At 70.6% G+C, this 23,461-nt stretch carries 18 protein-coding genes, 1 tRNA gene and 2 pseudogenes; 11 read left to right on the plus strand and 10 right to left on the minus strand.

Annotated features, from left to right (window positions below):
• The 4 genes from ACTIFU_RS08900 to ACTIFU_RS08915 all read left to right on the plus strand — a co-directional run.
• The coding region (locus tag ACTIFU_RS08900; protein WP_439577949.1) for a hypothetical protein at window positions 1-416 on the plus strand (416 nt) is incomplete at its 5' end.
• 10 nt (window positions 417-426) lie between these two features.
• A complete protein-coding gene (locus ACTIFU_RS08905; RefSeq protein WP_439577950.1) occupies window positions 427-2,145 on the plus strand; it encodes a type I secretion system permease/ATPase in 1,719 nt (572 codons plus the stop codon).
• Window positions 2,142-3,773, plus strand: a complete 1,632-nt coding sequence (locus ACTIFU_RS08910; protein ID WP_439577951.1) for a type I secretion system permease/ATPase — start codon at window positions 2,142-2,144, stop codon at window positions 3,771-3,773. The genes ACTIFU_RS08905 and ACTIFU_RS08910 overlap by 4 nt, the downstream gene beginning before the upstream one ends.
• The gene (locus ACTIFU_RS08915) at window positions 3,770-5,122 is read left to right on the plus strand and encodes an HlyD family type I secretion periplasmic adaptor subunit (RefSeq protein WP_439577952.1); all 1,353 of its coding nucleotides are present in this window, start codon (window positions 3,770-3,772) and stop codon (window positions 5,120-5,122) included. The genes ACTIFU_RS08910 and ACTIFU_RS08915 overlap by 4 nt, the downstream gene beginning before the upstream one ends.
• Window positions 5,123-5,363: 241 nt before the next feature.
• Here the strand turns inward: ACTIFU_RS08915 and speB are convergent, their stop codons facing one another.
• Together speB and katG are read right to left on the minus strand one after the other, a co-directional pair.
• The gene (gene speB, locus ACTIFU_RS08920; RefSeq protein ID WP_439577953.1) at window positions 5,364-6,437 is read right to left on the minus strand and encodes an agmatinase; all 1,074 of its coding nucleotides are present in this window, start codon (window positions 6,435-6,437) and stop codon (window positions 5,364-5,366) included.
• A 162-nt stretch (window positions 6,438-6,599) separates the two neighbouring features.
• Window positions 6,600-8,810, minus strand: a complete 2,211-nt coding sequence (katG, locus tag ACTIFU_RS08925) for a catalase/peroxidase HPI (RefSeq protein ID WP_439577954.1) — start codon at window positions 8,808-8,810, stop codon at window positions 6,600-6,602.
• A gap of 289 nt (window positions 8,811-9,099) precedes the next feature.
• Here katG and ACTIFU_RS08930 point away from each other — a divergent pair, with 289 nt between their 5' ends.
• The 4 genes from ACTIFU_RS08930 to ACTIFU_RS08945 all read left to right on the plus strand — a co-directional run bounded on the left by ACTIFU_RS08930 (window position 9,100) and on the right by ACTIFU_RS08945 (window position 12,785).
• Window positions 9,100-10,017, plus strand: a complete 918-nt coding sequence (locus ACTIFU_RS08930; RefSeq protein WP_439577955.1) for a hydrogen peroxide-inducible genes activator — start codon at window positions 9,100-9,102, stop codon at window positions 10,015-10,017.
• A gap of 152 nt (window positions 10,018-10,169) precedes the next feature.
• Entirely contained in the window at window positions 10,170-10,634 is a 465-nt protein-coding gene (locus ACTIFU_RS08935; RefSeq protein ID WP_439577956.1) for a (2Fe-2S)-binding protein, read from the plus strand.
• Between the two features lie 11 nt (window positions 10,635-10,645).
• Window positions 10,646-11,338, plus strand: a complete 693-nt coding sequence (locus tag ACTIFU_RS08940) for a molybdopterin cofactor-binding domain-containing protein (RefSeq protein ID WP_439577957.1) — start codon at window positions 10,646-10,648, stop codon at window positions 11,336-11,338.
• Entirely contained in the window at window positions 11,226-12,785 is a 1,560-nt protein-coding gene (locus ACTIFU_RS08945; RefSeq protein ID WP_439577971.1) for a xanthine dehydrogenase family protein molybdopterin-binding subunit, read from the plus strand. The genes ACTIFU_RS08940 and ACTIFU_RS08945 overlap by 113 nt, the downstream gene beginning before the upstream one ends.
• Window positions 12,786-12,821: 36 nt before the next feature.
• Here the strand turns inward: ACTIFU_RS08945 and ACTIFU_RS08950 are convergent, their stop codons facing one another.
• The 8 genes and pseudogenes from ACTIFU_RS08950 to ACTIFU_RS08985 all read right to left on the minus strand — a co-directional run bounded on the left by ACTIFU_RS08950 (window position 12,822) and on the right by ACTIFU_RS08985 (window position 20,604).
• Window positions 12,822-14,279 (minus strand): GntP family permease, encoded by a 1,458-nt coding sequence (locus ACTIFU_RS08950; protein ID WP_439577958.1) that lies wholly within the window; start codon window positions 14,277-14,279, stop codon window positions 12,822-12,824.
• Window positions 14,276-15,346: a patatin-like phospholipase family protein gene (locus ACTIFU_RS08955; RefSeq protein ID WP_439577959.1), complete on the minus strand. Its 1,071-nt coding sequence runs from the start codon at window positions 15,344-15,346 to the stop codon at window positions 14,276-14,278. The genes ACTIFU_RS08950 and ACTIFU_RS08955 overlap by 4 nt, the downstream gene beginning before the upstream one ends.
• A 105-nt stretch (window positions 15,347-15,451) precedes the next feature.
• The gene (locus ACTIFU_RS08960) at window positions 15,452-16,426 is read right to left on the minus strand and encodes a hydroxyacid dehydrogenase (RefSeq protein WP_439577960.1); all 975 of its coding nucleotides are present in this window, start codon (window positions 16,424-16,426) and stop codon (window positions 15,452-15,454) included.
• A gap of 1 nt (window position 16,427) precedes the next feature.
• On the minus strand, window positions 16,428-17,396 hold the full coding sequence (locus tag ACTIFU_RS08965; RefSeq protein WP_439577961.1) for a hydroxyacid dehydrogenase: 969 nt from the start codon (window positions 17,394-17,396) through the stop codon (window positions 16,428-16,430).
• Between the two features lie 471 nt (window positions 17,397-17,867).
• Window positions 17,868-18,335, minus strand: a pseudogene (locus tag ACTIFU_RS08970) (transposase); the annotation flags it as partial.
• 21 nt (window positions 18,336-18,356) lie between these two features.
• On the minus strand, window positions 18,357-19,349 hold the full coding sequence (locus ACTIFU_RS08975) for a transposase (RefSeq protein ID WP_439577962.1): 993 nt from the start codon (window positions 19,347-19,349) through the stop codon (window positions 18,357-18,359).
• Between the two features lie 40 nt (window positions 19,350-19,389).
• Window positions 19,390-20,160: pseudogene (locus ACTIFU_RS08980) on the minus strand (IS256 family transposase); the annotation flags it as partial.
• A gap of 354 nt (window positions 20,161-20,514) precedes the next feature.
• Window positions 20,515-20,604, minus strand: a tRNA-Ser gene (locus ACTIFU_RS08985).
• Window positions 20,605-20,775: 171 nt separating this feature from the next.
• Here ACTIFU_RS08985 and ACTIFU_RS08990 point away from each other — a divergent pair.
• From ACTIFU_RS08990 to ACTIFU_RS09000, 3 genes are all read left to right on the plus strand, one after another.
• Complete coding sequence (locus ACTIFU_RS08990) at window positions 20,776-21,036, plus strand: twin-arginine translocase TatA/TatE family subunit (RefSeq protein ID WP_439577963.1); 261 nt, start codon at window positions 20,776-20,778, stop codon at window positions 21,034-21,036.
• Between the two features lie 141 nt (window positions 21,037-21,177).
• Window positions 21,178-23,157 carry a TRAP transporter permease gene (locus ACTIFU_RS08995; protein WP_439577964.1) on the plus strand — a complete coding sequence of 660 codons (1,980 nt, stop codon included), beginning with the start codon at window positions 21,178-21,180 and terminating at the stop codon, window positions 23,155-23,157.
• Window positions 23,158-23,187: 30 nt separating this feature from the next.
• Window positions 23,188-23,424: a hypothetical protein gene (locus ACTIFU_RS09000; protein WP_439577965.1), complete on the plus strand. Its 237-nt coding sequence runs from the start codon at window positions 23,188-23,190 to the stop codon at window positions 23,422-23,424.
• The last annotated feature ends 37 nt before the right edge of the window (window positions 23,425-23,461 follow it).

The following is a 23,461-nucleotide window of genomic DNA, read 5'->3' on the forward strand; positions in this document are numbered from 1 at the left end:
CGCTGCGCCGGCGTGCCGGCTCGCTCGCGGTGGTGGCGCGCGGCTCGGACGGACGCACGGTGCCGCTGGCCGCGCCACCGCCGCCTGCGGCGAACGACACCGCGTCGCTAGCGCGGTTGCTGCGCGGCCTCGAGCAGGTCGTGGCCGGCCAGCGGGCGGTGCTGCGCGTGCTCCAGGCACCGGCATCCACGCCGAGCGCCGAGGACACGCTCGGCCGGATCGCCGCGGCACAGGAGCGGCTGGAGGCCCAGATCGAGACGCTCGAAGTCTGCGTCACCCGGCTCGACGATCGGCTCGCCACGCTTGCCGAGCGCGATGCCGCCTCGCGCACGCCGCGCGCCGCGCTGGTCGCTGCCGCAGGGCTTGGCCTCGCGGCGGCCGTGGCGCTCGGGATGGCGCTGTCGCAGGCGCTTTGAGGAGCAGACGATGCGGGCGGCCGCGAGCGTCGGCACTGCAGGACCGCCGGACCGCGATGTACTGGGCGCCGCCCGCAAGGCGTCTGGCACGGTGCTGCCCCTACTGCTCGCCCTCAACCTGCTCCAGCTCGTCTCGGGTCTCGGTCTGCCGCTGTTCCTGATGTCGGTGTTCGACCGCGTGTTCTCGACCCTCAGCGTACCCACGCTGGGCGCTCTGTTCATCGCTTTCGCCATCGCGATGGCGGTGATGGCAGCGGCCGAGGGACTGCGCGGCGTCGTCCTCCAGGCGGCCGGCGAGCGGCTCGCGCGCCGGCTTGCAGCACCTGCATTCCAGGCAGCCAGCGCACTGGGGGCGGTACAGCCGCTGCGCGACATCGAGGCGATGCGCGCCTTCGCCGCCTCGCCCGCCTCCGGCGCACTGCTGGACGGGCTCTGGGCACCCGCCTTCGTGCTCGTGCTGGCGATGCTCGATCCGGCCTTCGCGGTCTACGCGGTGGCCGCCGCGATCGTGCTGCTGCTGCTGAACGTGCTCGCGGAGCGGTCGGGCCGTTCGGGGCTGATCGCTGCGAACATGGCCGCGGCACGGAGCGCGAGCGAGATCGGCGCAGCGGTGCGCGCTGCCGAGGCGGTGGTCGGGCTCGGCATGCTGGGCACACTCTCGGCGCGCTGGCGCGCCGCGGAGGCAGGCGCGCTCGCGCTCGCCGGACGGGCGGTGCGTCGCGGCAAGTGGGTCGCCTCGTTCGCCCGCGCGCTGCGCATGCTTGCGACCGGCGGGATGGTGGCGCTCGGCGCGCTGCTGGTGATCGAGGGCCGTGTCAGCGCCGGCGCGATGATCGCGGCCAACATCATCCTCGGTCGGATGCTGCTGCCGTTCGAGAGCGCGGCGGGCGCGTTCCGGCAGTTCGCTGAGGCGATCGCGGCGTGGCGCCGGCTCGCCGAGGCGACCGCGCTGCCGCCCGCGCGCCGCGACCGCATGGCCCTCCCGCGCCCCGCTGCGCGGCTGGTTGCCGACCGCGTGGTGTTCATCCCGCCCGGCGCAGACCGGCCGGTGCTGCGCGGCGTCTCCTTTGCGATCGGGCCTGGCGAGGTGCTCGGCGTGATCGGCCCGTCGGGCGCAGGCAAGACGACGCTGCTGCGCCTGATCGTCGGCATGGAGGCGCCGACCGCCGGCGCGCTGACGCTCGACGGCTACGGCACCGCGCTCTGGGAACGGGCGGATTTTGCGCGTCACGTCGGCTACGCGCCGCAGCACCTGGCGCTGCCCGACGCGACCGTGGCCGAGACCATCGCGCGGCTCGGCCCGGTCGATCCGCGCACGGTGATCGCGGCGGCGAAGGCGGCCGACATCCACCACGCGATCGCCGCGCTGCCGCACGGTTATGCGACGCGGCTGCACGAAGCCGGGTTCCTGCTTTCCGGGGGCCAGCGCCAGCGCCTCGCCTTCGCGCGCGCGGTGCACGGCGATCCCTGTGTGGTGGTGCTGGACGAGCCCGATGCTCATCTCGACGTCGCTGGAGAGGCTGCCCTGGTGGCGGCGATCGAGCGGCTGCGGGCGCGCGGTGCGGCGGTCGTGCTGACGACGCATCGGCGCGGGCTGATCGTGGCGGCCGACAGGCTGCTGGTGCTCAAGCAGGGCCTGGTCGACCGGTACGGGGCACGCGGCGCCGTGCTCGCGGATCTCGAGCAGCCGCCGATCCGCCTGATCCGTGGCGCGGGAGAGGCGGCGTGACCGCGCCGCTCATTGAGGCCCGCGCCGAGATCGTCTTCGGCCTCCTCGTCTCGGTCGCGCTCACGCTCGGCGTCACGGTCGGGGTGATGGTCGTGCCCCTCTACGACATGCACCTGTTCGACCGCGTGCTGACCAGCCGCAGCCTGCACACGCTGGTGGCCCTCAGCGTGATCTGCCTCGCCGGCATGGTGATCTATGCCGTGCTCTCGGCGATCCGCGGCGTGATTCTTGCCGGCGTGGCGGAGCGCGTGCTGCGCCGGCTGCACGGTCCGGTGATCGAGGCTGGCATGCGCCATGCGGTCGACGGCGACGGCAAACGTGTTGCGCGTGCGCTCTCGGACCTCCAGGAGATCCGTCTGTTCTTCTCGGGCGGGGCGGCCGCCGCGCCGCTCGACCTGATGCTGTCGCCGGTCCTGATCGCGGTGCTGTTCCTGATGCACCCGGCGCTTGGCTGGTTCGCGCTCGCCGCGGCGACTGCGCTGCTGGGCTGGGCGGTCATGACCGACGCACTCGCGCGCCCGCGCATGGCAGCGGCGCAGGCGCGCATGGAGGCCGCGCTCACGGACACCGGCACGCTGCTGCGCGACCCGGTGCTGGTCGAGGGGCTCGGCATGGCGCCGGCGATCGAGCGGCGCTGGCGGGGCGGGCAGGCGCGTGGTCTCGCGGCGCTGGCCGAGGCGATTCGGCGCGGCGAGGGCGTCGGCGCGGCAGCACGGCTGACCCGCATGCTGATGCAGGGCGGCATGATCGCGCTCGCCGCGCTGCTGGCGGTTCGTGGCGAGGCGACCCCTGGCGTCCTCGTCGGGGCGAACCTTATGCTGGCCCTGCTGCTGATGCCGCTCGACCAGGTGATGACGCATTGGCGCGCCGTCGCCGCGACCCAGCTCGCCTGGCAGCGGCTCACTGCGCTGCTGGCCGTGACACCGCCGACGCCCGAGACGGCGACCGAGCCGCGTTTCGCGGGCATCGCGCTGCGCGGCGTGGTGTTTCATCCGCCGGGCAGCGATCGTCCCGTGCTTGCAGGGGTCACGCTCGAGGTCGCACCCGGCGAGGTGGTCGCGCTGCTCGGCCCGAACGCAGCCGGCAAGTCGAGCCTCGCGCGCATCGCGGCGGGTGTGCTCGCGCCGACCGGCGGCGTGGCGGAAGCCGCGGGGCTGGTCGCGGCCGCGGCGGCGTCTTCCGGGATGATCGGCTATCTGCCGCAGCGGCCGCAGCTGCTCGACGCGAGCATCAGCGACACGATCGCGCGGTTCCGTCCCGCATCCGCCGAGCATGTGGTCGGGGCCGCGCGTGCGGCCGGAATGCACGAGACGATCGGACGCCTGCCGCAGGGCTATGGTACGCCGATCGGCCCGCTCGATCCGCTGCTGTCGGGCGGGCAGAAGCAGCGCCTCGCGCTTGCGCGCGCGCTGTTCGGCGAGTGTCCCGTGCTGGTGCTGGACGAGCCCGATGCCGGACTGGATCACGAGGGCGAGGCGGCGATGGCGGCGGCAATCGTGTCAGCCCGGAAGCGCGGTGCGGCGGTCCTGGTGATCACGCATCGCCGTGCCCTGCTCGCGGTTGCGGACAGGATCGTGCGCATCGTCGATGGACGGCTCGCCGAGGCGCCGCCGACGGAGGCTCCATGACCCGGGAGATCACACGCCAGCCTGCAACGATCCAGGTGGCCGCCGGGACCGACGATGGCCCGGCGGGTCCATCGCTGCGCCGGCTCGCGCTCACGGGGCTGGCGGTGATGATGCTCGGCGGAGGCGGACTGCTCGGCTGGGCCGCGCTCGCCACGCTCGACAGCGCCGTACCGGCGACCGGGCAGCTCGTGGTGCAGAGCAAGCGCAAGACCGTCAGCCTGCTCGAGAGCGGCCTTCTCCGCGAGCTTCGCGTCGCCGAGGGCCAGCGCGTCGCGGCCGGCGACGTGTTGCTGCGGCTGGACGACGCGCAGCCGCGCGCGCTGGTCACGCAGGCTTCGGCGCGCGTGGTGGCAGCGGAGGCGCGGGTCGCGCGACTGCGTGCCGAGATGGCGGATCGCGACCGGCCGGTGTTCCCTGACTCGTTGGGTGTTGGCATCGACGCGACCTTGGCCGCGCCGCTGCTGGCGGCCGAGGCCGCGCTGTTCGAGGCGCGCCGCGAGGCCTATGAGGGGGCCGTCGCCGTGCAGCAGCGCCGGATCGCGCAGCTCGAGCAGCAGATCGCCGCCCATGAGGCGCAGGCGGTCGCCTACCGGACGCGCCTGCGGCTCGTGGAGCAGGAGCTGCGCGGGGTCAATGACCTGCTGGCGCGCGGCTTCGCCACCCGCACCCGCGCGCTCGAGATGCAGCGGATGGTGGCCGAGCTCGAAGGTCAGGTCGGCGAGCTCGATGCGCGCTCGGCCGAGGCGCGCCAGGCGATCGCGCAGGCCGAGCTCGAGATCCTCAACCTCAGAACCACGCGCCGCAACGAGGCGGCACGCGAGATGCAGGACGCGGTGGGGCAGGCGGCCGCGGGGCGGGCGCAGCTCGCCGCGGCCGACGACCTGCTGCGCCGCGCCGTGGTCGTCTCGCCCGATGCAGGAACCGTCACCGACCTGCGGTTCTTCACCCCGGGCAGCAGCATCGTCGCCGGGCAGCCGGTGATGGACATCGTGCCGGCGGATGACGCCCTGGTGATCGAGGCGGCGGTCAGCCCCTCCGACATCGAGCGGGTCGCACCCGGCCAGGCGGTGAACGTGCGCCTCACCGGCTTCTCGCACCGGCGGGTGCGGCCGCTCTCCGGCCGGCTCATCTATGCCGGGGCGGATCGCCAGGTGAATGCGCGCGGCGAGCCGTTCTTCCTGGTGCGCGCCACGCTCGACCCGGGCACGGAACGGCTGCTGCCGGAGGGCGTGTCGCTGACGCCGGGCATGCCGGCCGACGTGCTGATCGTCGGCAGCGGCCGGACCGCGCTCGACTACCTTCTCAGCCCGATCCTGGACGGCATGCGCCGGGCCATGCGCGAGGAGTAGGCGGAAGCCGAAGACGCCACAGCCGCCGGCTGGTGTCCGGCATGCCGCGGCACGTCCAGCGTCGGCGCGATCGGCGCGTGCGCCCGGCGTGCGCACAGGATCCTGAGGTTGGCGTCGCGGGCAACTGGTGATCCGTGCACCGTCGCCCGAACGGACGACCAGTGCGCCGGAGCACCGAATCCTGACCGGACATGGCCGGACCGGACATGGCCGGCCGGTCGGCGCGGCCGCGCACGCGGCGTCAGCGCTCCGGGCGGGCCTCGTCGGCCCGCGGCCGATGGCTTGGCGCGAGCAGCGTCAGACAGAGGATCTGGAACAGCATCTGCGCGCCCGCCTGGGCCGTGATGGTGGAAGGATCGTATTGCGGCGCGACCTCGACCACGTCGCCCGCGACGATGTCGAGCCCGGCGAGCCCGCGCAGGAGCGCCATCGCCTCGCGCGTGCTGAAGCCGCCCGTCTCGGGCGTGCCCGTCCCCGGCGCGAAGGCCGGGTCAAGCGCATCGATGTCGAAGGAGAGATAGGCCGGACCATCGCCGATCACGCCGCGCGCTCGCTCGATCACCGCCGGGATACCGGCCTGCTCGACCTCGTGCATCCCGATCACGGTCATGCCGCTGTCGTAGGAGAACTCCCAGAGCCAGCCGGCGCCGCCGCGAATGCCGATCTGGATCGTCCGCTTGGGATCGAGCACCCCGGCCAGCACCGCTTCGCGGAACGGGCCGCCGTGGTGGAACTTGGTGCCCTCCTGCATGCCGGAGGTATCGGCATGCGCATCGATGTGCACCAGGCCGAGCGGACGGTCGCGGCCGAGCGCACGCAGGATCGGCAGGGTGATGGAATGATCGCCGCCGACGAGCAAGGGGCGGACGCCAGCGGCGTGCACGCGCGCAACGAACGCCTCGATCGCCTCGTGGCAGCGCTCCAGCGAATAGCGCGTGGGCATCGGCACGTCGCCGATATCGGCGATCCGGCCGCGGCTCAGCGGCACCAGGTCGTGCACGGGGTCGTAGGGGCCGATCCGCTCGACATTGCGCACCGCGCGCGGGCCGAGCCGTGCGCCGGCGCGATTGGTCACGCCGAGATCCATCGGCACGCCGATCAGCGCGATGTCGAGCCCGCCGAGGTCGGGCTTCTCGGCCGCCGCCTGGTCGAGCGGGGCGGAGAGCAGGGTGGCCGGTCCCTCGAACGGCCAGCGCCGGCGGCCGCCCTCGGCGAAGTGCGCGCGCGCGATCTCGGCGAAATGGGGATCGAACACCTCCCCGGGCCTGGCGTCGGCATAGCGCGCGCGCAGGCGCGCGAGGGTCTCGTGATCCATGGCGAGCGACTCCGGTCGGTGCGGGCGAGGATGATAGTCCGACGACGACGACGTCCGGACACGAAAAAGGGGGCGGAACCGCGCCGCGATCCCACCCCCGAACGTCGGGCCAAGCAGCTGTCCGGAGCCCGAGCGCCGTGCCCGAGCGCCGTTCCGCCGACCTCAGGCGAGGTCGAAGCGATCCGCGTTCATCACCTTGGTCCACGCGGCGACGAAGTCACGCACGAACTTCGCCTTCGCATCGTCCTGCGCGTAGACCTCCGCGAGCGCGCGGAGCTGCGAGTTCGACCCGAAGACCAGATCGACGCGCGTGCCCGTCCACTTCGCCGCACCCGTCGCGCGGTCGTGGCCCTCGAACGTCTCTGCCGTCTCGTCCGTCGGCGTCCAGACCGTGCCCATGTCGAGCAGGTTGACGAAGAAGTCGTTCGTCAGCCTGCCCGGCTGCTTAGTGAAGACGCCGTGCTGCGAGCCGCCGCAGTTCGCGCCGAGCACGCGCAGACCGCCCACCAGCACGGTCATCTCCGGCGCGGTCAGCGTCAGCAGCTGCGCGCGGTCGACCAGCTGTTCCTCGGCCGAGACCGTGTAGCGGGCCTTCCGGTAGTTGCGGAACCCGTCCGCCTCCGGCTCCAGCGGCGCGAAGGAGTCGACATCGGTCTGCTCCTGCGTCGCATCGGTCCGGCCCGGCGCGAAGGGCACTGTCACGTCATGGCCGGCCGCCTTGACCGCCTGCTCGATGGCCGCGGAGCCGCCGAGCACGATCAGGTCCGCGAGCGAGATCTGCTTGCCGCCGGTCGCGGCGGCGTTGAACGCCTTCCGCACGCCCTCGAGCTTTGCCAGCACGTCGGCGAGTTGGGTGGGCTGGTTCACCTCCCAGTCCTTCTGCGGTGCGAGGCGGATCCGCGCGCCATTCGCCCCGCCACGTCGGTCCGAGCCGCGGAAGGTCGAGGCCGAGGCCCAGGCGGTCTGAACGAGCTGCGAGACCGACAGGCCGGAAGCGAGGATCTGCCTCTTGAGCAGAACGACATCCGCGTCATCCACCAGCGTGTGCGTCACCGGCGGAACGGGGTCCTGCCAGATCAGGTCCTGTTTCGGCACCAGCGGGCCGAGATAGCGGACCTTCGGCCCCATATCGCGGTGCGTCAGCTTGAACCACGCACGGGCGAAGGCATCTGCAAAGGCGGCCGGATCCTTGTGGAAGCGCTCGGAGATCTTCCGGTATTCCGGATCCATTTTCATCGCCATGTCCGCCGTCGTCATCATGGGCGGGTGGCGCCTGGTTCGATCATGCGCGTCCGGCACCAGACTCTGCGCATTGGGATCGGTCGGCTTCCACTGATGCGCGCCTGCCGGGCTCTTGGTCAGTTCCCACTCGTAGCCGAGCAGCATGTCGAAGTAGCTATTGTCCCACCATGTCGGCGTCGGCGTCCACGCACCCTCGATGCCGCTGGTGATGGCGTCCCCAGCCTTGCCCGACCCGAAGCTGCTCTTCCAGCCGAGGCCCATCTGCTCCAGCGGCGCCGCTTCCGGCTCGCGGCCGACCAACGAGACGTCGCCCGCACCGTGGCACTTGCCGAAGGTGTGGCCGCCAGCGGTCAGGGCCACGGTCTCCTCGTCGTTCATCGCCATGCGCGAGAAGGTCTCGCGGATGTCGCGGCCCGAGGCGACCGGGTCTGGGTTGCCGTTCGGCCCTTCCGGATTGACGTAGATGAGGCCCATCTGCACGGCCGCGAGCGGGTTCTCCAGCATGCGGTCGCCGCTGTACCGCTTGTCGCCCAGCCAGGTGTCCTCCGACCCCCAGTAGATGTCCTCCTCCGGTTCCCAGATGTCCGAGCGGCCGAAGCCGAAGCCGAACGGCTTCAGGCCCATCGATTCCATCGCGACGGTGCCGGCAAAGACGAGCAGATCCGCCCAGGAGATGCTGTTGCCGTATTTCTGCTTGATCGGCCACAGCAGGCGCCGCGCCTTGTCGAGATTCGCGTTGTCGGGCCAGGAATTCTCAGGGGCGAAGCGCTGCGCGCCGGTCGAAGCGCCGCCGCGGCCGTCCGCCGTGCGGTAGGTGCCGGCGGCGTGCCAGGACATGCGGATGAACAGCGGGCCGTAGTGGCCGTAATCGGCAGGCCACCAGTCCTGCGAGACCGTCATCAGCGCGATGAGGTCCTTCTTCAGCGCCTCGACGTCGAGTGTCTTGAATGCCTTGGCGTAGTCGAAGGCCTCGCCCATCGGGTCGGACTTGGCGGAATGCTGGCTGAGGATGCGCAGGTTGAGCTGGTTCGGCCACCAGTCGCGGTTCGACCGGGTCGTGAACCGCGCGGCCGTCGGCTTCCCCTGCATCATCGGGCACTTGCCGGCGCTCCGGTCACCGATTCCGTCCATCTCTACCCTCCAACCTTGGTTGCGTTGATGGGGCTGGTCCGCGCAGGCGAACACGGCCCTCCGTGGAAGACGATCCGGCTCCAGGTCCGGCCCTGACGTCTGACGGTGAAGTCGCGGCCGCTTCCAGCCCCGGACGCGCCGAACCCGGCGGTCGGGTCCCGGATCCTGCCGCTCCTCTCCCGGGATGCCTGACGTGAGCCCACCGTAGCGGCAGGCGGGCGATCAATGGAAGGCCACAGGTCCTAAGGCTACGATAGGCTGTGACTATGACGGCAGTCCGGCTGACCCGATGAACCTGCGCGACCTGCGCTATCTGCTGGCCGTGGCCGAGCACGGACATTTTGGCCGCGCCGCCGAAGCCTGCGGCGTCAGCCAGCCCACGCTCTCCGTCCAGGTCCGCAAGCTTGAGACGCTCCTCGGCGTCGTGCTGTTCGAGCGCGGCGGCAAGACGGCGGCGCCGACCGCCGCCTGCGACCGGCTGATCGGCCATGTCCGCGCTGCGGTGGCGGAGGCGGACGCGATCCTGGCGGTGGCGCGCGACCTGCGCGATCCGCTGGCCGGGCGGTTCCGGCTCGGCATCATCCCGACGCTCGCGCCCTATCTGCTGCCGCTGGTATTCGCGCCGCTGCGCGAGGCGCTGCCCGCACTCGAAGTCGAGCCGTGGGAGGACCAGACCGCCGCGCTGCTCGAGCGCCTGCGGGCGCATGAGCTGGATGCCGTCCTGCTGGCGACCGAGGTGGATGGGCGGGACCTTCTGAGCCGGGCGCTGTTCGCCGAACCCTTCCTGGCGGCGCTGCCGCCCGAGCATCCGCTCGCCGGCCGCGCGGTGGTGGCGGAGGAGGATCTCGCGCGGGACATGCTCGTGCTCGCGGACGGGCATTGCCTGCGCGACCAGGCGCTGGCGGCCTGCGGCCAGAGCGGGACGTTGGGCGGCACGCTGCGCGCGGCCAGCCTCGCCACGCTGCTCAACATGGTCGCCGCCGGCTACGGCACGACCCTGATCCCGGGGCTGGCGGCCGGTGTGGCGCAGGATGCCGGGCTCGTGCTGCGACCGCTCGCGTCTCGGGTCGGGCGGACGGTGCGCATCGCCTGGCGGGCGCGATTCCCGCGCCGCGCGGCTATCGCCTCGGTGGGCGAGGTCATCGCCACGCGCCTGCGCGGCTTCGCGACGGCGGCGGCGGTCGAGGCGCCCGGCCGGATCGTCTGATGCACCATGGCTCGATCGCGGGGATCGAGATCGCGGGGATCGAGACGGCTTGACCGCCTCGGCGGGCGCTTTGCTGTTGCAGGCCCGGCACACCGGGAGGAAAGTCCACGGCGAACTCGCCCACTGAGCGGAGGGCGGGCGCGGAGGGAACGATGAGCGAAAACGTCGAGACGACGGTCAACGGCCGCGCGGTGACGCTGCGTGCCGAGGATGCCGAGATCCCGCTGCTCTATGCGCTGCGCAACGAGCTCGGCCTGACGGGGCTGCACTACGGCTGCGGGCTCGCGCAATGCGGCGCCTGCACGGTGCATGTCAACGGCGAGGCGGTGCGCTCCTGCCAGTTCCCCGCCGTGCAGGCGCGCGGCAAGCGCGTCGTGACGCTCGAGGGGCTCGGCACGCCGGAGCGCCCGCACCCGGTGCAGCGAGCGTTCATCGAGACCCAGGCGGTGCAGTGCGGCTATTGCCTGCCCGGCATGATCATGCAGTCGGCGGCGCTGCTCGCGAAGAACCCCAAGCCGACCGAGGCGCAGATCCGCGAGGAGCTTGCCGGCGTGATCTGCCGCTGCGGCACCCAGCCGCGCGTGATCGCCGCCGTGCTGCGCGCGGCGCAGGCGTGAGGGAGGGCGAGATGAACGCGATCATCGATCGTCGCTCCATCCTGAAGGCCGGCGGTGCGCTGACCGTCGCGTTCTCGATCGGGCTGCGTCCGCGCGGCGCGGCCGCCTGGACCGAGAAGCCGGTCGCGACCGACGAGGTCGCCACCTTCCTGTCGATCGACGCGCAAGGCGCTGTGACCGTGCATATCGGCAAGGTCGATCTCGGCACCGGCGTGCGCACCGGCTTCATGCAGATTGCCGCCGACGAGCTCGATGTGCCGATGGCGCGCGTCGCGGTGATCGAGGGCGACACCGCGCTCACCCCCGACCAGGGGCCGACCTATGGATCGCTCTCGATCCAGAACGGCGGGGTGCAGCTGCGCGCGGCCTGCGCCACCGCGCGGCGCGAGCTGGTCCGGCTCGCCGCCGAGCGGCTGCGTCAGCTACGCCGAGCTGGTCGGCGGGCAGGCGCTGGCGCTGAAGGTGGACACCAACGTGCCGATCAAGCCGCCCGAGGCGCGGCGCATCGTCGGCCGCGCGATGCCGCGCGTGGATATCCCCGACAAGGTGTTCGGCCGGTTCCGCTACGTCTACGACGTCCGGCGCGAGGGGATGCTGCACGGCCGGACGGTGTTCCCACCCGCGCTCGGCGCGACCGTCGAGGCGGTGGACGAGGCCTCGGTGCGCGGCATCCCCGGCGTCGTGCGCGTGGTGCGCGAGGGTAACTATGTGGGCGTCGTCGCGGAGACGGAATGGGCCGCGATCAAGGCCGCGCGTGCGCTGAACGTCCGCTGGTCGTCCTGGGCCGGCCTGCCGGACCAGGCGCGGATCTGGGAGCATGTGCGTGCCACCCCCGTCGCGCAGGTGCAGGTGACCTCCGATCGAGGCAACCCGGGCGAGGCGATCCGCGGGGCGGCGAAGACCATCTCCGCCACCTACGACTTCCCGATCCACAGCCACGCCTCGATGGGCCCGTCCTGCGCGGTCGCCGAGTTTGCGGGTGGGCGGCTGACGGTCTGGACCGCGAGCCAGGCGACGCACAACCTGCGCAAGCAGCTCGGCCTGATGCTGGGGATGCCGATCGAGCAGATCCGCTGCATCTATCTCGAAGGCTCGGGCTGCTACGGGCGGAACGGCCACGAGGATGCGGCTGCCGATGCGGCGCTGCTCGCGCGCGCGGCCGGCCGGCCGGTGCGGCTGCAATGGATGCGCGCAGACGAGCATGGCTGGGACCCGAAGGGCCCGCCGCATCTGGTCGATCTGCGCGCGGGGCTCGACGCGCAGGGCAACATCCTCGGCTGGGAGAGCGAGGCGTTCATCCCGAAGGGTGCGGGCGGCAACGTGGATCTCACGACCGCGGAGCTCGCCGGGCTGCCGCGCGAGAACCAGATCCACCCCGGCAACATCGTCCACAACCTGGCGGTGCCCTACACCTTCCCTGCCGTGAAGACGACCTGCCACCGGCTGGACACCACGCCGTTCCGCCCGTCCTGGATCCGCACGCCGGGGCGGATGCAGAACACCTACGCGAACGAGGCGTTCATCGACGAGTGTGCGGCCGAGGCGCGGGCCGATCCGATCGCGTATCGGCTGCGCTATATGCCCACCGACGATCCGCGCGGGCGCGAGGTGCTGGAACGCGTCGCGCAGCTTTCGAACTGGCAGACGCGGCCCTCGCCGCAATCCGACCGCTCGGGCGAGATCCTGCGCGGCCGCGGCGTCACCTATTGCAAGTACGAGCTGGTGCGCACCTACGTCGCGGCCGTGGCCGAGGTGGAGGTGAACCGCAGCACCGGCGCGATCCGGGTGACGCGCTTCTTCTGCACGCATGACTGCGGGCAGATGATCAACCCGGACGGCGTGAAGGCGCAGGTTGAGGGCAACATCGTCCACACGCTGTCACGCACGTTCAAGGAGGAGCTGACCTTCAGCCGCAGTGCCGTCACCAGCGTGGACTGGAGCACCTACCAGGTGATCACCATGCCCGAAGTGCCGGAGATCATCATCGAGCTGATCGACCGGCCGACCGAGCGGCCCTGGGGCGCGGGCGAGCCGGCCGCGGCGATCGTGCCGTCGGCCGTCAGCAACGCGATCTTCGACGCGACCGGCGCGCGGCTGCGCTCGATCCCGTACACGCCGGCGAAGATGCGCGCGGCGATCCAGGGCGCGTGACGGACCGAGCGCGGCGGGGTTTGTCCCCCGCCGCGCTCAGAACGTGCCGAGGGTCGTTCCGAGTACGATCAGCACCACCAGCGCGACGATCGGCCCGAGTGCGGCGACGACGAACAGATCACCATACGCCTGCCGGTGGGTCAGTCCGCAGATGCCAAGCAGCGTGATCACCGCGCCGTTGTGCGGCAGCGCATCGAGCCCGCCGGTCGCGACCGTGGTGACCCGGTGCAGCAGGTCGGGCGCGATCCCCGCCGCCTGGCCAAGTTCAAGATAGGTCGGCCCCAGCGTCTTCAGCGCGATGCTCATGCCCCCCGAGGCCGAGCCCGTCATGCCGGCGAGCACGTTCACCGCCACCGCGAGCGAGATCAGCGGATTGCCCCCGCCCACACCGAGCACGGCGTCGCGGATGGTCTCGAAGGCGGAGAGCGAGGCCACCACGGCACCGAAGCCCACCAGCGAGGCGGTGTTGAAGATCGGCAGCACCGAGGCGTTCGCGCCGTCATCGAGCGAACGGGTGAGCTTCGGCAGCCGCGCGCGGTTCGCGACCGCGATCGCGACGATCGCGATCGTCAGCGCCAGCACGATCGCCCAGAGGCCGCGCACGGCGGCGATGTCGGTCGCGCCATACTGCGGCTGCGCGAGATAGGACGTGTCGAGACGCGGGATCACCAGCGTGGTGAAGACGAGGTTGAGCGCCACCACCAGCGCCACAGGGGCGACCGCGAGTGTGAACGGGGGCAGCGCACGCGCCTCGACAGGCGGCTGCGCGCCGATCTCCATCAGATCAAAACCCTCGCCCTGGGCGCGCTCGCGCAGGTCCTTGTCCGGCGTCGCCACGCCGTCGGCCGCCGCGCCGTACCCCTCGCCGGCCGCGCGCGCCCGGCCCTCGCGGAACGAGAGCCAGGCGAGGCCGATGCCGAGCATCACCAGCCCCGCGATCACGCCGAGCCCGGGCGCGGCGAAGGGCGTGGTGCCGAAATAGGGCATCGGGATCGCGTTCTGGATCGCCGGCGTGCCGGGCAGCGCGGTCATGGTGAACGTGAAGGCGCCGAGCGCGATGGTCGCCGGGATCAGCCGCTTCGGGATATCCGCCTGGCGGAACAAGGCCGCCGCGACCGGATAGACCGCGAAGGCGACGACGAACAGCGAGACGCCGCCATAGGTCAGCACTGCGCAGGCGAGCACGACGGCGAGGATCGAGCGCTGCGCGCCGAGGCGGGCGACCATGCCGCGCGCGATCGCCTCCGCGGAACCACTGTCGTCCATCAGCTTGCCGAACACCGCTCCCAGCAGGAACAGCGGGAAGAACGGCACGATGAAGTCGCCGGCCGCGCGCATGAACACCTGGGTATAGGTCGCGAGCAGCGGCACGCCGCCGTCGAAGGCCGCCGCGAACAGCGCCATCAGCGGAGCGAGGAGCAGCACCGTCACGCCGCGATAGGCGAGATAGATCAGCAGCCCCAGCGCGAGGACGACGCCAAGGATGCCGGTCACGCCGCGTCGTCCGCGTCGGCGATCCCGGCCGGACGCACGCTGCCCCAGAGCACGTGGTCAAGCGGATAGGTGGAACGCGCGCCGAGGTCGTCGCGGTGCTCGGCCACGAACCGGTCGGCCGCCTGGAAGCCGATTTCGCGCAGGTGTTCGAGGAACGCCCACTCGGCAATGAGTTTCGAGGAGACGCCGAGTGCTGCCATCTCGGCCTCGGCGTGGATGCGGTGGATCAGCATGTCGCGGTAGCGCTCGCGCTCGAGCCCCTCGGCGTCGATGAGCTGCTTCAGCAGCAGGATCGCGCGCAGTTCCTTCAGCAGCGAGGCGTTGAAGCTGAGCTCGTTGACGCGGTTGAGGATGTCGCGCGCGGATTTCGGCACCTCGGCGCACACCAGCGGATTGATCTGCACGATCACCAGGTCACGCGCGTCGCACTCGTCCACCAGCGGATAGAGCACAGGGTTGCCCATGTAGCCACCGTCCCAGTAGGCCTCGCCGTCGATCTCGACCGCCTTGTAGAGGAACGGCAGGCAGGCAGAGGCCATGACGCTGTCGAGCGTGATGCGCGGCTGGCGGAAAACGTGCGGCCTTCCGGTGCGGACGTTGGTCGCGGCGACGAACACCTTCAGCGCGTCGCAGCGGTTGACGTTGTCGAAATCGACCATCTCGCGCACGAGGTCGCGCAGCGGGTTGAGATCGAGCGGATTGATGTCGTAGGGCGACAGCAGCCGGCTCGCGAGGTCCATCGCGAGATAACCGGGCGAGAGATCGAGCGTCCAGCGGCCGAGCGCGTGGTCGAGCCAGGTGCGCTGCACCGGGCTCGTGCGCGCGGCATCGCTGACCGCGCGCCAGAACCGTTCGAGGGCCGCGCGTGCGCCGTCACGGCCGCCGCGCACCAGCCCGTCGGCCACCACCACGGCGTTCATCGCCCCGGCGGAGGTGCCGCTGATCCCCTCGATCGCGAGCGTCTCGTCGGAAAGCAGCCGGTCCAGCACGCCCCAGGTGAACGCGCCGTGCGCGCCGCCGCCTTGCAGGGCCAACTCGATCCGCTTCGGGTTGGTCCGGGCGGTCACGCCGCGTCCGTCCGTCCGTGGGGTCATCTGTTCGGGCATGTCCCGGACATGGGACAGGCTCTGCTGCAATGCAACAGAAAAGCGGGCGCCGCAACAGCGCGACCGTCAGGCGTTGCGGCGCAGCACCTCCCGATTCACGACCACGTGCGGGTCGAGCCGTCCGTCGAAGCAGGCGAGGATGCTCTCGGCGCAGGACATCGCCATCCGCCGCATGCTCTCGGCCGTGGCCGCTGCGCTGTGCGGCATCGCAACGACGTTCGGCGCCTTCAGCAGCACGTTGCCGGGCTCGACCGGCTCGACCGCGAACACGTCGAGCCCGGCCCCGGCAACGTGTCCGGAGGCGAGCGCGGTGGCCAGCGCCGGCTCGTCCACCAATGTGCCGCGTGCGGTATTGATCAGCACCACGCCCGGCTTGGCGGCCTTCAGGAACGACTCGCTGACGATCCCGCGCGTCTCGGTGTTGGATGGGCAGTGCAGCGTCACGATGTCGGCGGCCGCGAGCGCGGCGTCGAGATCGTCCGCCGGCGTGAACCCCACGCCCTTGATGGTGTTGCGCGGCACGTGGGGGTCACGCACCAGCACCGTCATCCCGAACGCGGCGCACAGCCGCGCGACCCGCCCGCCGATCCGCCCGAACCCGATCACCAGCACGGTGCGCCCGGCGAGGTCGAAGGTGGGAATCTCTGGCGGGAATCCCCACTGCGCCGCCTTGGTGCGCGCGTGGAAGGCAAGCGTCTGGCGCGCGACCGTCAGCATCAGCATCAGCGCGTGCTCCGCCACGCTCACGGCGTTCGCATCCGGCGTGACGGTCAGCGGAATGCCGCGCGCGGTCAGCGCATCGACGTCCACCGCGTCGTAGCCCACGCCGTGACGCGCGACGATGCGGAGCCTCGGCGCCTGCGCGATCATGCCGGCGTCGATCCGGGTGATCCGCACGGTGATCGCATCGGCCTCGGCGATGCGGGCGGCGAGCGTGTCGGGCGTCACCGGGTCGAGGACCTCGACGGTCACGCCGGGGGCCGCGCGCATCAGCGCGATCGCGTCCGGGTGGATCGGGCGCAGGCAGAGGACGTGCGGCATCTCAGGCGTTCCTCCGCAGCACCTCGGGGTTCACCAGGAAACCCGGATCGATCTTGCCGTCGATCGCATCGAGCATGTTGTGCGCCGCGCGCACGGCCATCTTCGCGAGTGTCTCCTGCGCGGCCGCGGCGCTGTGCGGCGAGAGGATGACGTTGTCGAAGCCGAACAGCGGGTTGTCCTTGACCGCCGGCTCGATCGTCAGCACGTCGAGCCCGGCGGCGGCCACCTTGCCCGAGCGCAGCGCGTCCACCAGCGCCGCCTCGTCCACCACCGGCCCGCGCGCGGTGTTGATCAGCCACACGCCCGTCTTCATGCGCGCGAAGGCGTCGGCGTTGATCAGGTGATGCGTGGCCGCGTGCAGCGGGCAGTGCAGGGTCACCACATCGGCCTCGGGCAGGGCGGCCTTCCAGTCCGGTGCCGGAATGTGCCCGTCCGCGGCGATGCGCGGGGTCGGGAAGGCTGGGTCGTGTACCATCACGCGCATGCCGAAGGCAGCACAGAGCCGGGCGACGCGCGTGCCGATCCGCCCGTAGCCGATCACCAGCACGGTGCGCCCGGCGAGCTCGCCGATCGGCGGGCCATCGACCGAGCGCCATTCGCCTCCCTTCACCATCCTGTCGTAGGCGGGCACTTGGCGGGCGACACCGAGCAGCAGCCCCATCGCGTGTTCGGCCACGCCGAGATCGTTCGCCCCGTTCACCACCGCCACCGGCAGGCCGCGCTTCGTGCACTCGGGGATGTCGATCGTGTCGAAGCCGACACCGTAGCGCGCGACCACCTTGAGGTTCGGGCAGCGGTCCAGGAAGGCGGCATCGACGCGGCTGAGCCAGAGCAGGATCGCGTCCGCCTTGGCGGCGCGGGTCGTGAAGTCGGCGACGTCGGTCGCGACCTCCACCGTCACGCCGGGACGCGCATCGAGGATCGCGCGGCCCGCAGGATGGAGCGGCCGCTCGAGCAGCACATGGGGCATTCAGGGTGTTCCTTCCTGGACGACTGAGGCGAGGGGCGCATCCTGCGGCGGGGCGGGGCGGTCGGCAACCCGGTCTGGGGTGGGGGCTGGGTCTCGCTTTGAAGCTGCGTTTGCGACCGGGATCTGAATCTTCGAGAGGGAAAACTATCGTCCGGCTTGGCCGCAAATAGCCCAAGACTGCCCTTACACTTCCGTGCGCGCAACAGAATGGATGAAAGCCGAAATAGGCAAACACCGCGTCGGCGGGCGACCCATAGCCGCTTTGCCCCCGCCAGATCACGTCGTGGGCGATGGCTACGGCCAGCGCATCATCGGCGACACATCCGGGTTGCGGCCTGAGTTTGCATCGACCACAGTATCATCAGCAGTCCATTTGGGACGGACAATGCCAACGCCGCTGAATGACTTTGTTGCCTCGGTCACGTCCGTCAAGGTGGTGGAGAATTGGTGTGTCGCCGAGGTGGCCATGGCTCAGGCGGCCTTGGGTGGGATTTGCAGGGTCTCGTTGGCCGGCGGCGGGTTGAGCAGTTCGGCGAGTGCCTCGACGCCCATGTAGCGGTGTTGCAGCTGCCCCTCATCGTTGGCCTCGAGCAGCACGGCGCCGATCAGGCGAATGATCGCGGCTTCGGAGGGGAAGATGCCGACCACATCGGCGCGGCGCTTCACCTCCTTGTTCAGGCGTTCGAGCGTGTTGACCGAGTGCAGCTTGGTGCGGTGCGCGGGCGGGAACGCCATGTAGGCGAGCACGTCGTCCTCGCTGTCGTCCATCAGGGCGCCGAGCTTGGGCCATCGCGGGCGCAGCTGGTCGGCGACGTGGCGCCAGGTCTGGCGGGCAGTGGCCTGGTCGGATTGCAGGAAGGCCTGGCGCAGCGCCGCGGCGGCCATGGAGCTGTGCGCCTTCGGCACGTGAGCAAGAGCGTTGCGCATCCAATGAACGCGGGGACTGTTGAAGAAGGTGGGTCAGACTGAGGCGGACGGTGCTTGGGCGGGCCTGGACCGTGGGGCGCCCGCGACCGGACCGATCAGGATGGCGACGAACGCACACAGGATGACGGCGACGGCGGCCGCCAGGCGCTTGAGGTTGATGGCGGCGGCCGTCAGGTAGACCTGGATCCTGATATTGGTCAGGCCGCGGCGCACGGCGCGCGCCAGGCCGTGACGGGTCTTCGCCTCGCCGTGGACGCCCTCGACGCGCCAGCGGTGGCGTGCATAAACGGCCATGTCCTGATCGCTCCACCTGTCGCGCCGACGCCGGGCGCGCAGCAGCGCGGGGTAGTCGTCACCGACCACCACCGCCTTGTTGACGCGCCCGCCCGAGAGGCAGAGCCGGGCCAAGTCGCAGCGCCGGCAGTCCTTGGCCCGCGCGGTGAAGAAGCGGCCATGCTTCACGCGCCGACCGGCCTTCAGCGTCTTGCCGCGTGGGCAGGTGAGGCGGTCGTGGCGGGCATCGTAGCGGAAGCGCCGCATCGGCACCGGCGATCGGATCGGCTCCCAGCTGACATCGGCGCGGATCAGTGTGGCGTCGAGATGCACCACCTCGCCTTTCGCGATCCCGGCCGCCACGCACGCCGTCACCGTGCACTCGAAGATGCGGCGAAAGCGCGCCGCGCCCCATCGTTGACGAATGCGCGTGAGTGAGGAATGGTCCGGCAGGGCGTCGGCCAGCCCGAAGCGCGCGAACCAGCGGATCGCCACGTTCACCGCCGCCTCGCGCATCAGACGGCGGTCATGAACGAGGCCGAGCAGGAAGCCGGCCAGCATCAGCCTGACCGCCGCTTCCGGATCGATGCTGGGACGACCGGCCTCGGCGCTGTACAGCCCAGCCACCTCGTCACGCAGCCAGCTCAGATCGAGCACGCGATCAACGCGGGCGAGCACGTGCTCGTCAGGAAACAGCTCACGCAGAGAGCCAGCGAAGAACTCGTACTGCTCCGGTCCGCGTCGCCCCAGCATGCCTGCAACTCTCGCTGCGTCGCTGCGAGATCGAATCAGAGGCCAGCGGGTTTTTCAACAGCCCCACGCGACACCGTTGCCACGTCCCACCGAAAATGCGGGCGATCGCGCTCTTCAACCCCTCATGCGCGTCGGAGACGACCAGCTTCACGCCGCGCAGGCCGCGCTTGACCAGGCTCTTGAGGAAGCTGGCCCAGAACGTCTCCGCCTCCGACGGGCCGATGTGCAGCCCAACGATCTGCCGCCGCCCTTCGGCGTCGCACGCGACCGCCACTATCGCGGCGACCGAGACCACACGGCCGCCCTCGCGCTGGCGCAGATAGGTCGCGTCCAGCCAGAGGTAGGGCCAGTCGCCGGAGAGCGGCCGCTCCAGGAACGCTGAGACCCGCTCGTCGATCTCCTTGCAGAGCTTCGAGACCGTCGACTTCGAGATCCCCGTCAGGCCCATCGCCTGCACCAGATCGTCCACCCGCCGGGTCGAGACGCCGCCGATCCAGGCTTCCTGGATCACCGTCACCAGGGCCTTCTCCGAGGTCTTGCGCGGCTCCAGGAAGGGCGGGAAGTAGGAGCCCTGCCGCAGCTTCGGGATGCGCAGCTGCATCGCCCCAAGCCGGGTATCGAGCGTGCGGTCCCGGTAGCCGTTGCGCCAGTTCAGCCGCTCGCCGCTGCGCTCGTAGCGGCCGGCGCCGATCAGGCCTTCCACGTCGACCTCCATCAGCAGCTGCAGCACCGCCTCGGCAACGCTGCGCAGGAAATCGCCGTCGCCCGCTTTCGCAAGCAGTTCGGCCAGTGGCAGTCTCTCCTCGGTCATCGGTTCCTCGGTCGGTCAGTGGTGCCAGCGTCGCAACTCCACCCCAAACCGCCAGGCCGATGACCACCGCGAACCTACACCCCGGACAACGCCGGAATCTCCACCACCTCCGCGGACGCTACCCTTCATCCATCTCCCTTCGACGGACTCTAGCTCAGCGCGGGGGCATCCAAGGGGGCAGGGTCACCGTACTGAATCAGACAAGTCAACAGGTTCGGAGAGGACGACCCAACGGAGAGCGACTTTCGGGCGTCTCCGCGCCAGGCCGGTCAACAGATGACGCGGCAAACCCGTAGGAAACTTGCGCCTCAGCGGGCCGCCCGGCCAGGCGGAGAGCGCGAAGCCGATAGGAGCTGGCGGAGGGAGTGGGATTCGAACCCACGACACGGTCTCCCGTGTACCCGCTTTCCAGGCGAGCGCCTTAGACCACTCGGCCATCCCTCCATGGTCGCGGCACGTTTACAGCGGGTCCCACCCTGCACAAGGGGGGCGGCGACGACGCCCCGCACCTGCCCCTTCGCGAAGGCCTTCCCTTGGGCTAGTGTCCGCCCCAGATAAGGACCGGGCCGGGCTGTCCCGGTTTTCGCGGTTCAACACGGGACGGACGCACACGCGATGGGTACCTTCAGCATCTGGCACTGGCTTGTCGTGCTGCTCGTGATCCTGCTGCTGTTCGGCAGCGGCAAGATCAGCGGCCTGATGGGCGACCTGGCCAAGGGCATCAAGTCCTTCCGCCAGAATATCAAGGACGACAAGGACGAGACCCAGGCGGCCGAAGCCGAGCAGAAGCCCGCGGGCACCCTGCCCGGGCCGGAGGCTGGGCGCGAGAACGCGCGGGCGGGCGAGCACGCCTCATCGTCCAGTTCGCGCGGCTGATTCGACGCGCAGCCTAAACGGCGCGTTGCCCTCAACCGCGCCGCCCCCGTAGTCTGTTCCCCGCGCACCCGCCTGCGGCGGGATGCGTGCGGTCATGGCCGGCGCAGACCGGCCGAGGGGAAGCGGAGCCTCGGGGGGCGGATGGACAGGACGACACCGGCGGGTGAGGCCGAGGAGGCACAACGCATCCTCGACATGGAGGTGCCGTCGAGCCGGCGTACGCTCGGGCCTTTCCTGGCCCAGGCATTCCGCTGGCTCGGCATCGCCTTCGTCGCGTTCCACATGGTCGTCTTGCTGGTCTACCCGATCGACCCGACGATCGGCCGACCTGTGCATGTCTATGTCGGTGCGATCCTGGGCCTCGGCCTGTTCGCCGCCTCGACCAACAGCCGGCTCGACCGCGTTGCCTGGTACGACTGGCTGCTGATCCTCTGCTGCATCGGCATCGTCACGCATTTCGCCCTCGATGCTGACGGGATCGAAATGCGGGCCTTCATGGGCCCGAACGAGCGCGACACCGTGGTGGGTCTGGCGGCGCTGCTGATCCTGCTCGAGTTCGCCCGCCGCACTGCCGGCATCGCGATGCCGATCATTGCGATCGTGTTCATCACCTACATCTTCGCCGGCCCCTGGCTGCCGGGCGCGCTCTATCACACCGGCGTGCCGTGGCGCGACGCGGTGAACTTCCTCGCCGGCACCGAGGGCATCTTCGGCATCACCACCTCGGTCTCCTCCACCTTCATCATCATGTTCGTGACCTTCGCGGCCTTCCTGCAGACCTCGAAGGCGGGCGAGTTCTTCAACGACCTTGCGATGGGCCTGGTCGGCTGGGCACGCGGCGGGCCGGCCAAGGTGGCCGTGGTCTCATCCTCGATGTTCGGCGCGGTCTCTGGGTCCTCGGTGGCCAATGTGGTCGCCTCGGGCACCTTCACGATCCCGATGATGAAGCGCGCGGGCTACGACGCGGAGACCGCCGGCGCGGTCGAGGCCACCGCCTCCACCGGAGGCCAGCTCGCCCCCCCGGTGATGGGGGCCGGCGCGTTCATCATGGCCGAAGTGCTGGGTGTGCCGTACCAGGAGATCCTGATCGCCGGGATCATTCCGGCGGTGCTCTACTACGTCGCCTGCTACAGCCATGCCGACCTGCACGCCCTCAAGGCCGGGCTGCACGGCCTGCCGCGCTCGGAGCTGCCGAACCTCGCGCGGCTGATGCTGCGGGCCTATCTCTTCTCGCCGCTCCTGATCCTGATCATCGTGCTGCTGTCCGGCTACTCGCCGTTCCGCGCCGCGGGGCTCGGCATCGCTGCGACCATCGTCATCATGTTCGGGACGTTCCTCGCGCATCGCGTCTTCATCGCGCGCGAGAACCCGTTCACGGCACTGATCGCGAGCATCTGGCAGCTCTGGCTGGCGATCTGCGAGGCGCTCGCGGGCGGCGCGCGCGAGGCGCTCCAGCTTGTTGCGGTCTGCGCGACGGCGGGCATCGTCGCGGGCGTGATCGGGCTGACCGGAATCGGCGGGCGGTTCGCCACCATCCTGCTCGAGCTTGGCGGCACGGTGCCGCTGCTCGCGATGACTTTCGCCGCGATCGTCGCGCTGATCCTCGGCATGGGGGTGCCCACGACGGCGGCCTATGCGATCGCCGCGGCGGTGGTCGCACCCGGATTGATCCGCATGGGCGTCGAGCCGCTCGTTGCCCACATGTTCATCTTCTACTACGCGGTGCTGTCGGCGATCACGCCGCCGGTTGCCTTGGCGTCCTTCGCCGCCGCGGGACTGGCGCGCGGCAGTCTCTGGGGCACCAGCCTGAAGGCGCTCAAGTTCGGCATGGCGACCTTCCTGGTGCCCTACATGTTCTACCTGAACCCCGTGCTGCTTGCGCAAGGACCGCTGCTCGGTGTGTTCCAGGCGCTTGCCACCGCCGGCATCGGCGTGGTGCTGCTCGCCTGTGCGACCGAGGGCTACATGGGCGGGCGGCTTGCCCTGCCGCTCCGCTTCGTATGCGCCGCCGCCGCCCTCATGTGTATCGTTCCGGAAGGGTTGACCGACCTGATCGGCATCGGGCTTGGCACCGTTCTTTTCGCGTGGCAAAAGTTCGGACGCCGGCATGTGCTGGCATGATGACTGCTGTACGCGAGGGAGGATAAGGCCATGAAACGTTTCATCGTCGAAGTGCTCGAAAAGAGCAGCATGGTGCTGCTTGTTCTGGTCCTGTTGGTCGGTCTCGTCGCCGGCTATGTCAGCGGCGACATCCTCGGCGCGATCGTCGGCCTGATCGCCGCGGCCGTGCTTGCGGTGATGACCTTCGGCGTGCTCTTCGTCCTGCTCGAGATGAACGAGAGCCTGCGGGCGATCCGCCAGCAGGTCGAGGGTGGGCGCAAACTCTAGACTCGTTTTCAACAGAGAACATCCGCGGGACCCGGCC

This window comes from Elioraea sp., assembly GCF_051860475.1.
Classification (GTDB): domain Bacteria; phylum Pseudomonadota; class Alphaproteobacteria; order Acetobacterales; family Acetobacteraceae; genus Elioraea.

Bases quoted from the DNA above. Each gene is read 5' to 3' on its own strand.
- ACTIFU_RS08905 (WP_439577950.1), top strand. From the start codon at position 427: ATGCGGGCGGCCGCGAGCGTCGGCACTGCAGGACCGCCGGACCGCGAT.
- ACTIFU_RS08915 (WP_439577952.1), top strand. From the start codon at position 3,770: ATGACCCGGGAGATCACACGCCAGCCTGCAACGATCCAGGTGGCCGCC.
- speB (WP_439577953.1), bottom strand. From the start codon at position 6,437: ATGGATCACGAGACCCTCGCGCGCCTGCGCGCGCGCTATGCCGACGCC.
- katG (WP_439577954.1), bottom strand. From the start codon at position 8,810: ATGGACGGAATCGGTGACCGGAGCGCCGGCAAGTGCCCGATGATGCAG.
- ACTIFU_RS08930 (WP_439577955.1), top strand. From the start codon at position 9,100: ATGAACCTGCGCGACCTGCGCTATCTGCTGGCCGTGGCCGAGCACGGA.
- ACTIFU_RS08935 (WP_439577956.1), top strand. From the start codon at position 10,170: ATGAGCGAAAACGTCGAGACGACGGTCAACGGCCGCGCGGTGACGCTG.
- ACTIFU_RS08940 (WP_439577957.1), top strand. From the start codon at position 10,646: ATGAACGCGATCATCGATCGTCGCTCCATCCTGAAGGCCGGCGGTGCG.
- ACTIFU_RS08945 (WP_439577971.1), top strand. From the start codon at position 11,226: ATGCTGCACGGCCGGACGGTGTTCCCACCCGCGCTCGGCGCGACCGTC.
- ACTIFU_RS08960 (WP_439577960.1), bottom strand. From the start codon at position 16,426: ATGCCGCACGTCCTCTGCCTGCGCCCGATCCACCCGGACGCGATCGCG.
- ACTIFU_RS08965 (WP_439577961.1), bottom strand. From the start codon at position 17,396: ATGCCCCATGTGCTGCTCGAGCGGCCGCTCCATCCTGCGGGCCGCGCG.
- ACTIFU_RS08975 (WP_439577962.1), bottom strand. From the start codon at position 19,349: ATGCTGGGGCGACGCGGACCGGAGCAGTACGAGTTCTTCGCTGGCTCT.
- ACTIFU_RS08990 (WP_439577963.1), top strand. From the start codon at position 20,776: ATGGGTACCTTCAGCATCTGGCACTGGCTTGTCGTGCTGCTCGTGATC.
- ACTIFU_RS08995 (WP_439577964.1), top strand. From the start codon at position 21,178: ATGGACAGGACGACACCGGCGGGTGAGGCCGAGGAGGCACAACGCATC.
- ACTIFU_RS09000 (WP_439577965.1), top strand. From the start codon at position 23,188: ATGAAACGTTTCATCGTCGAAGTGCTCGAAAAGAGCAGCATGGTGCTG.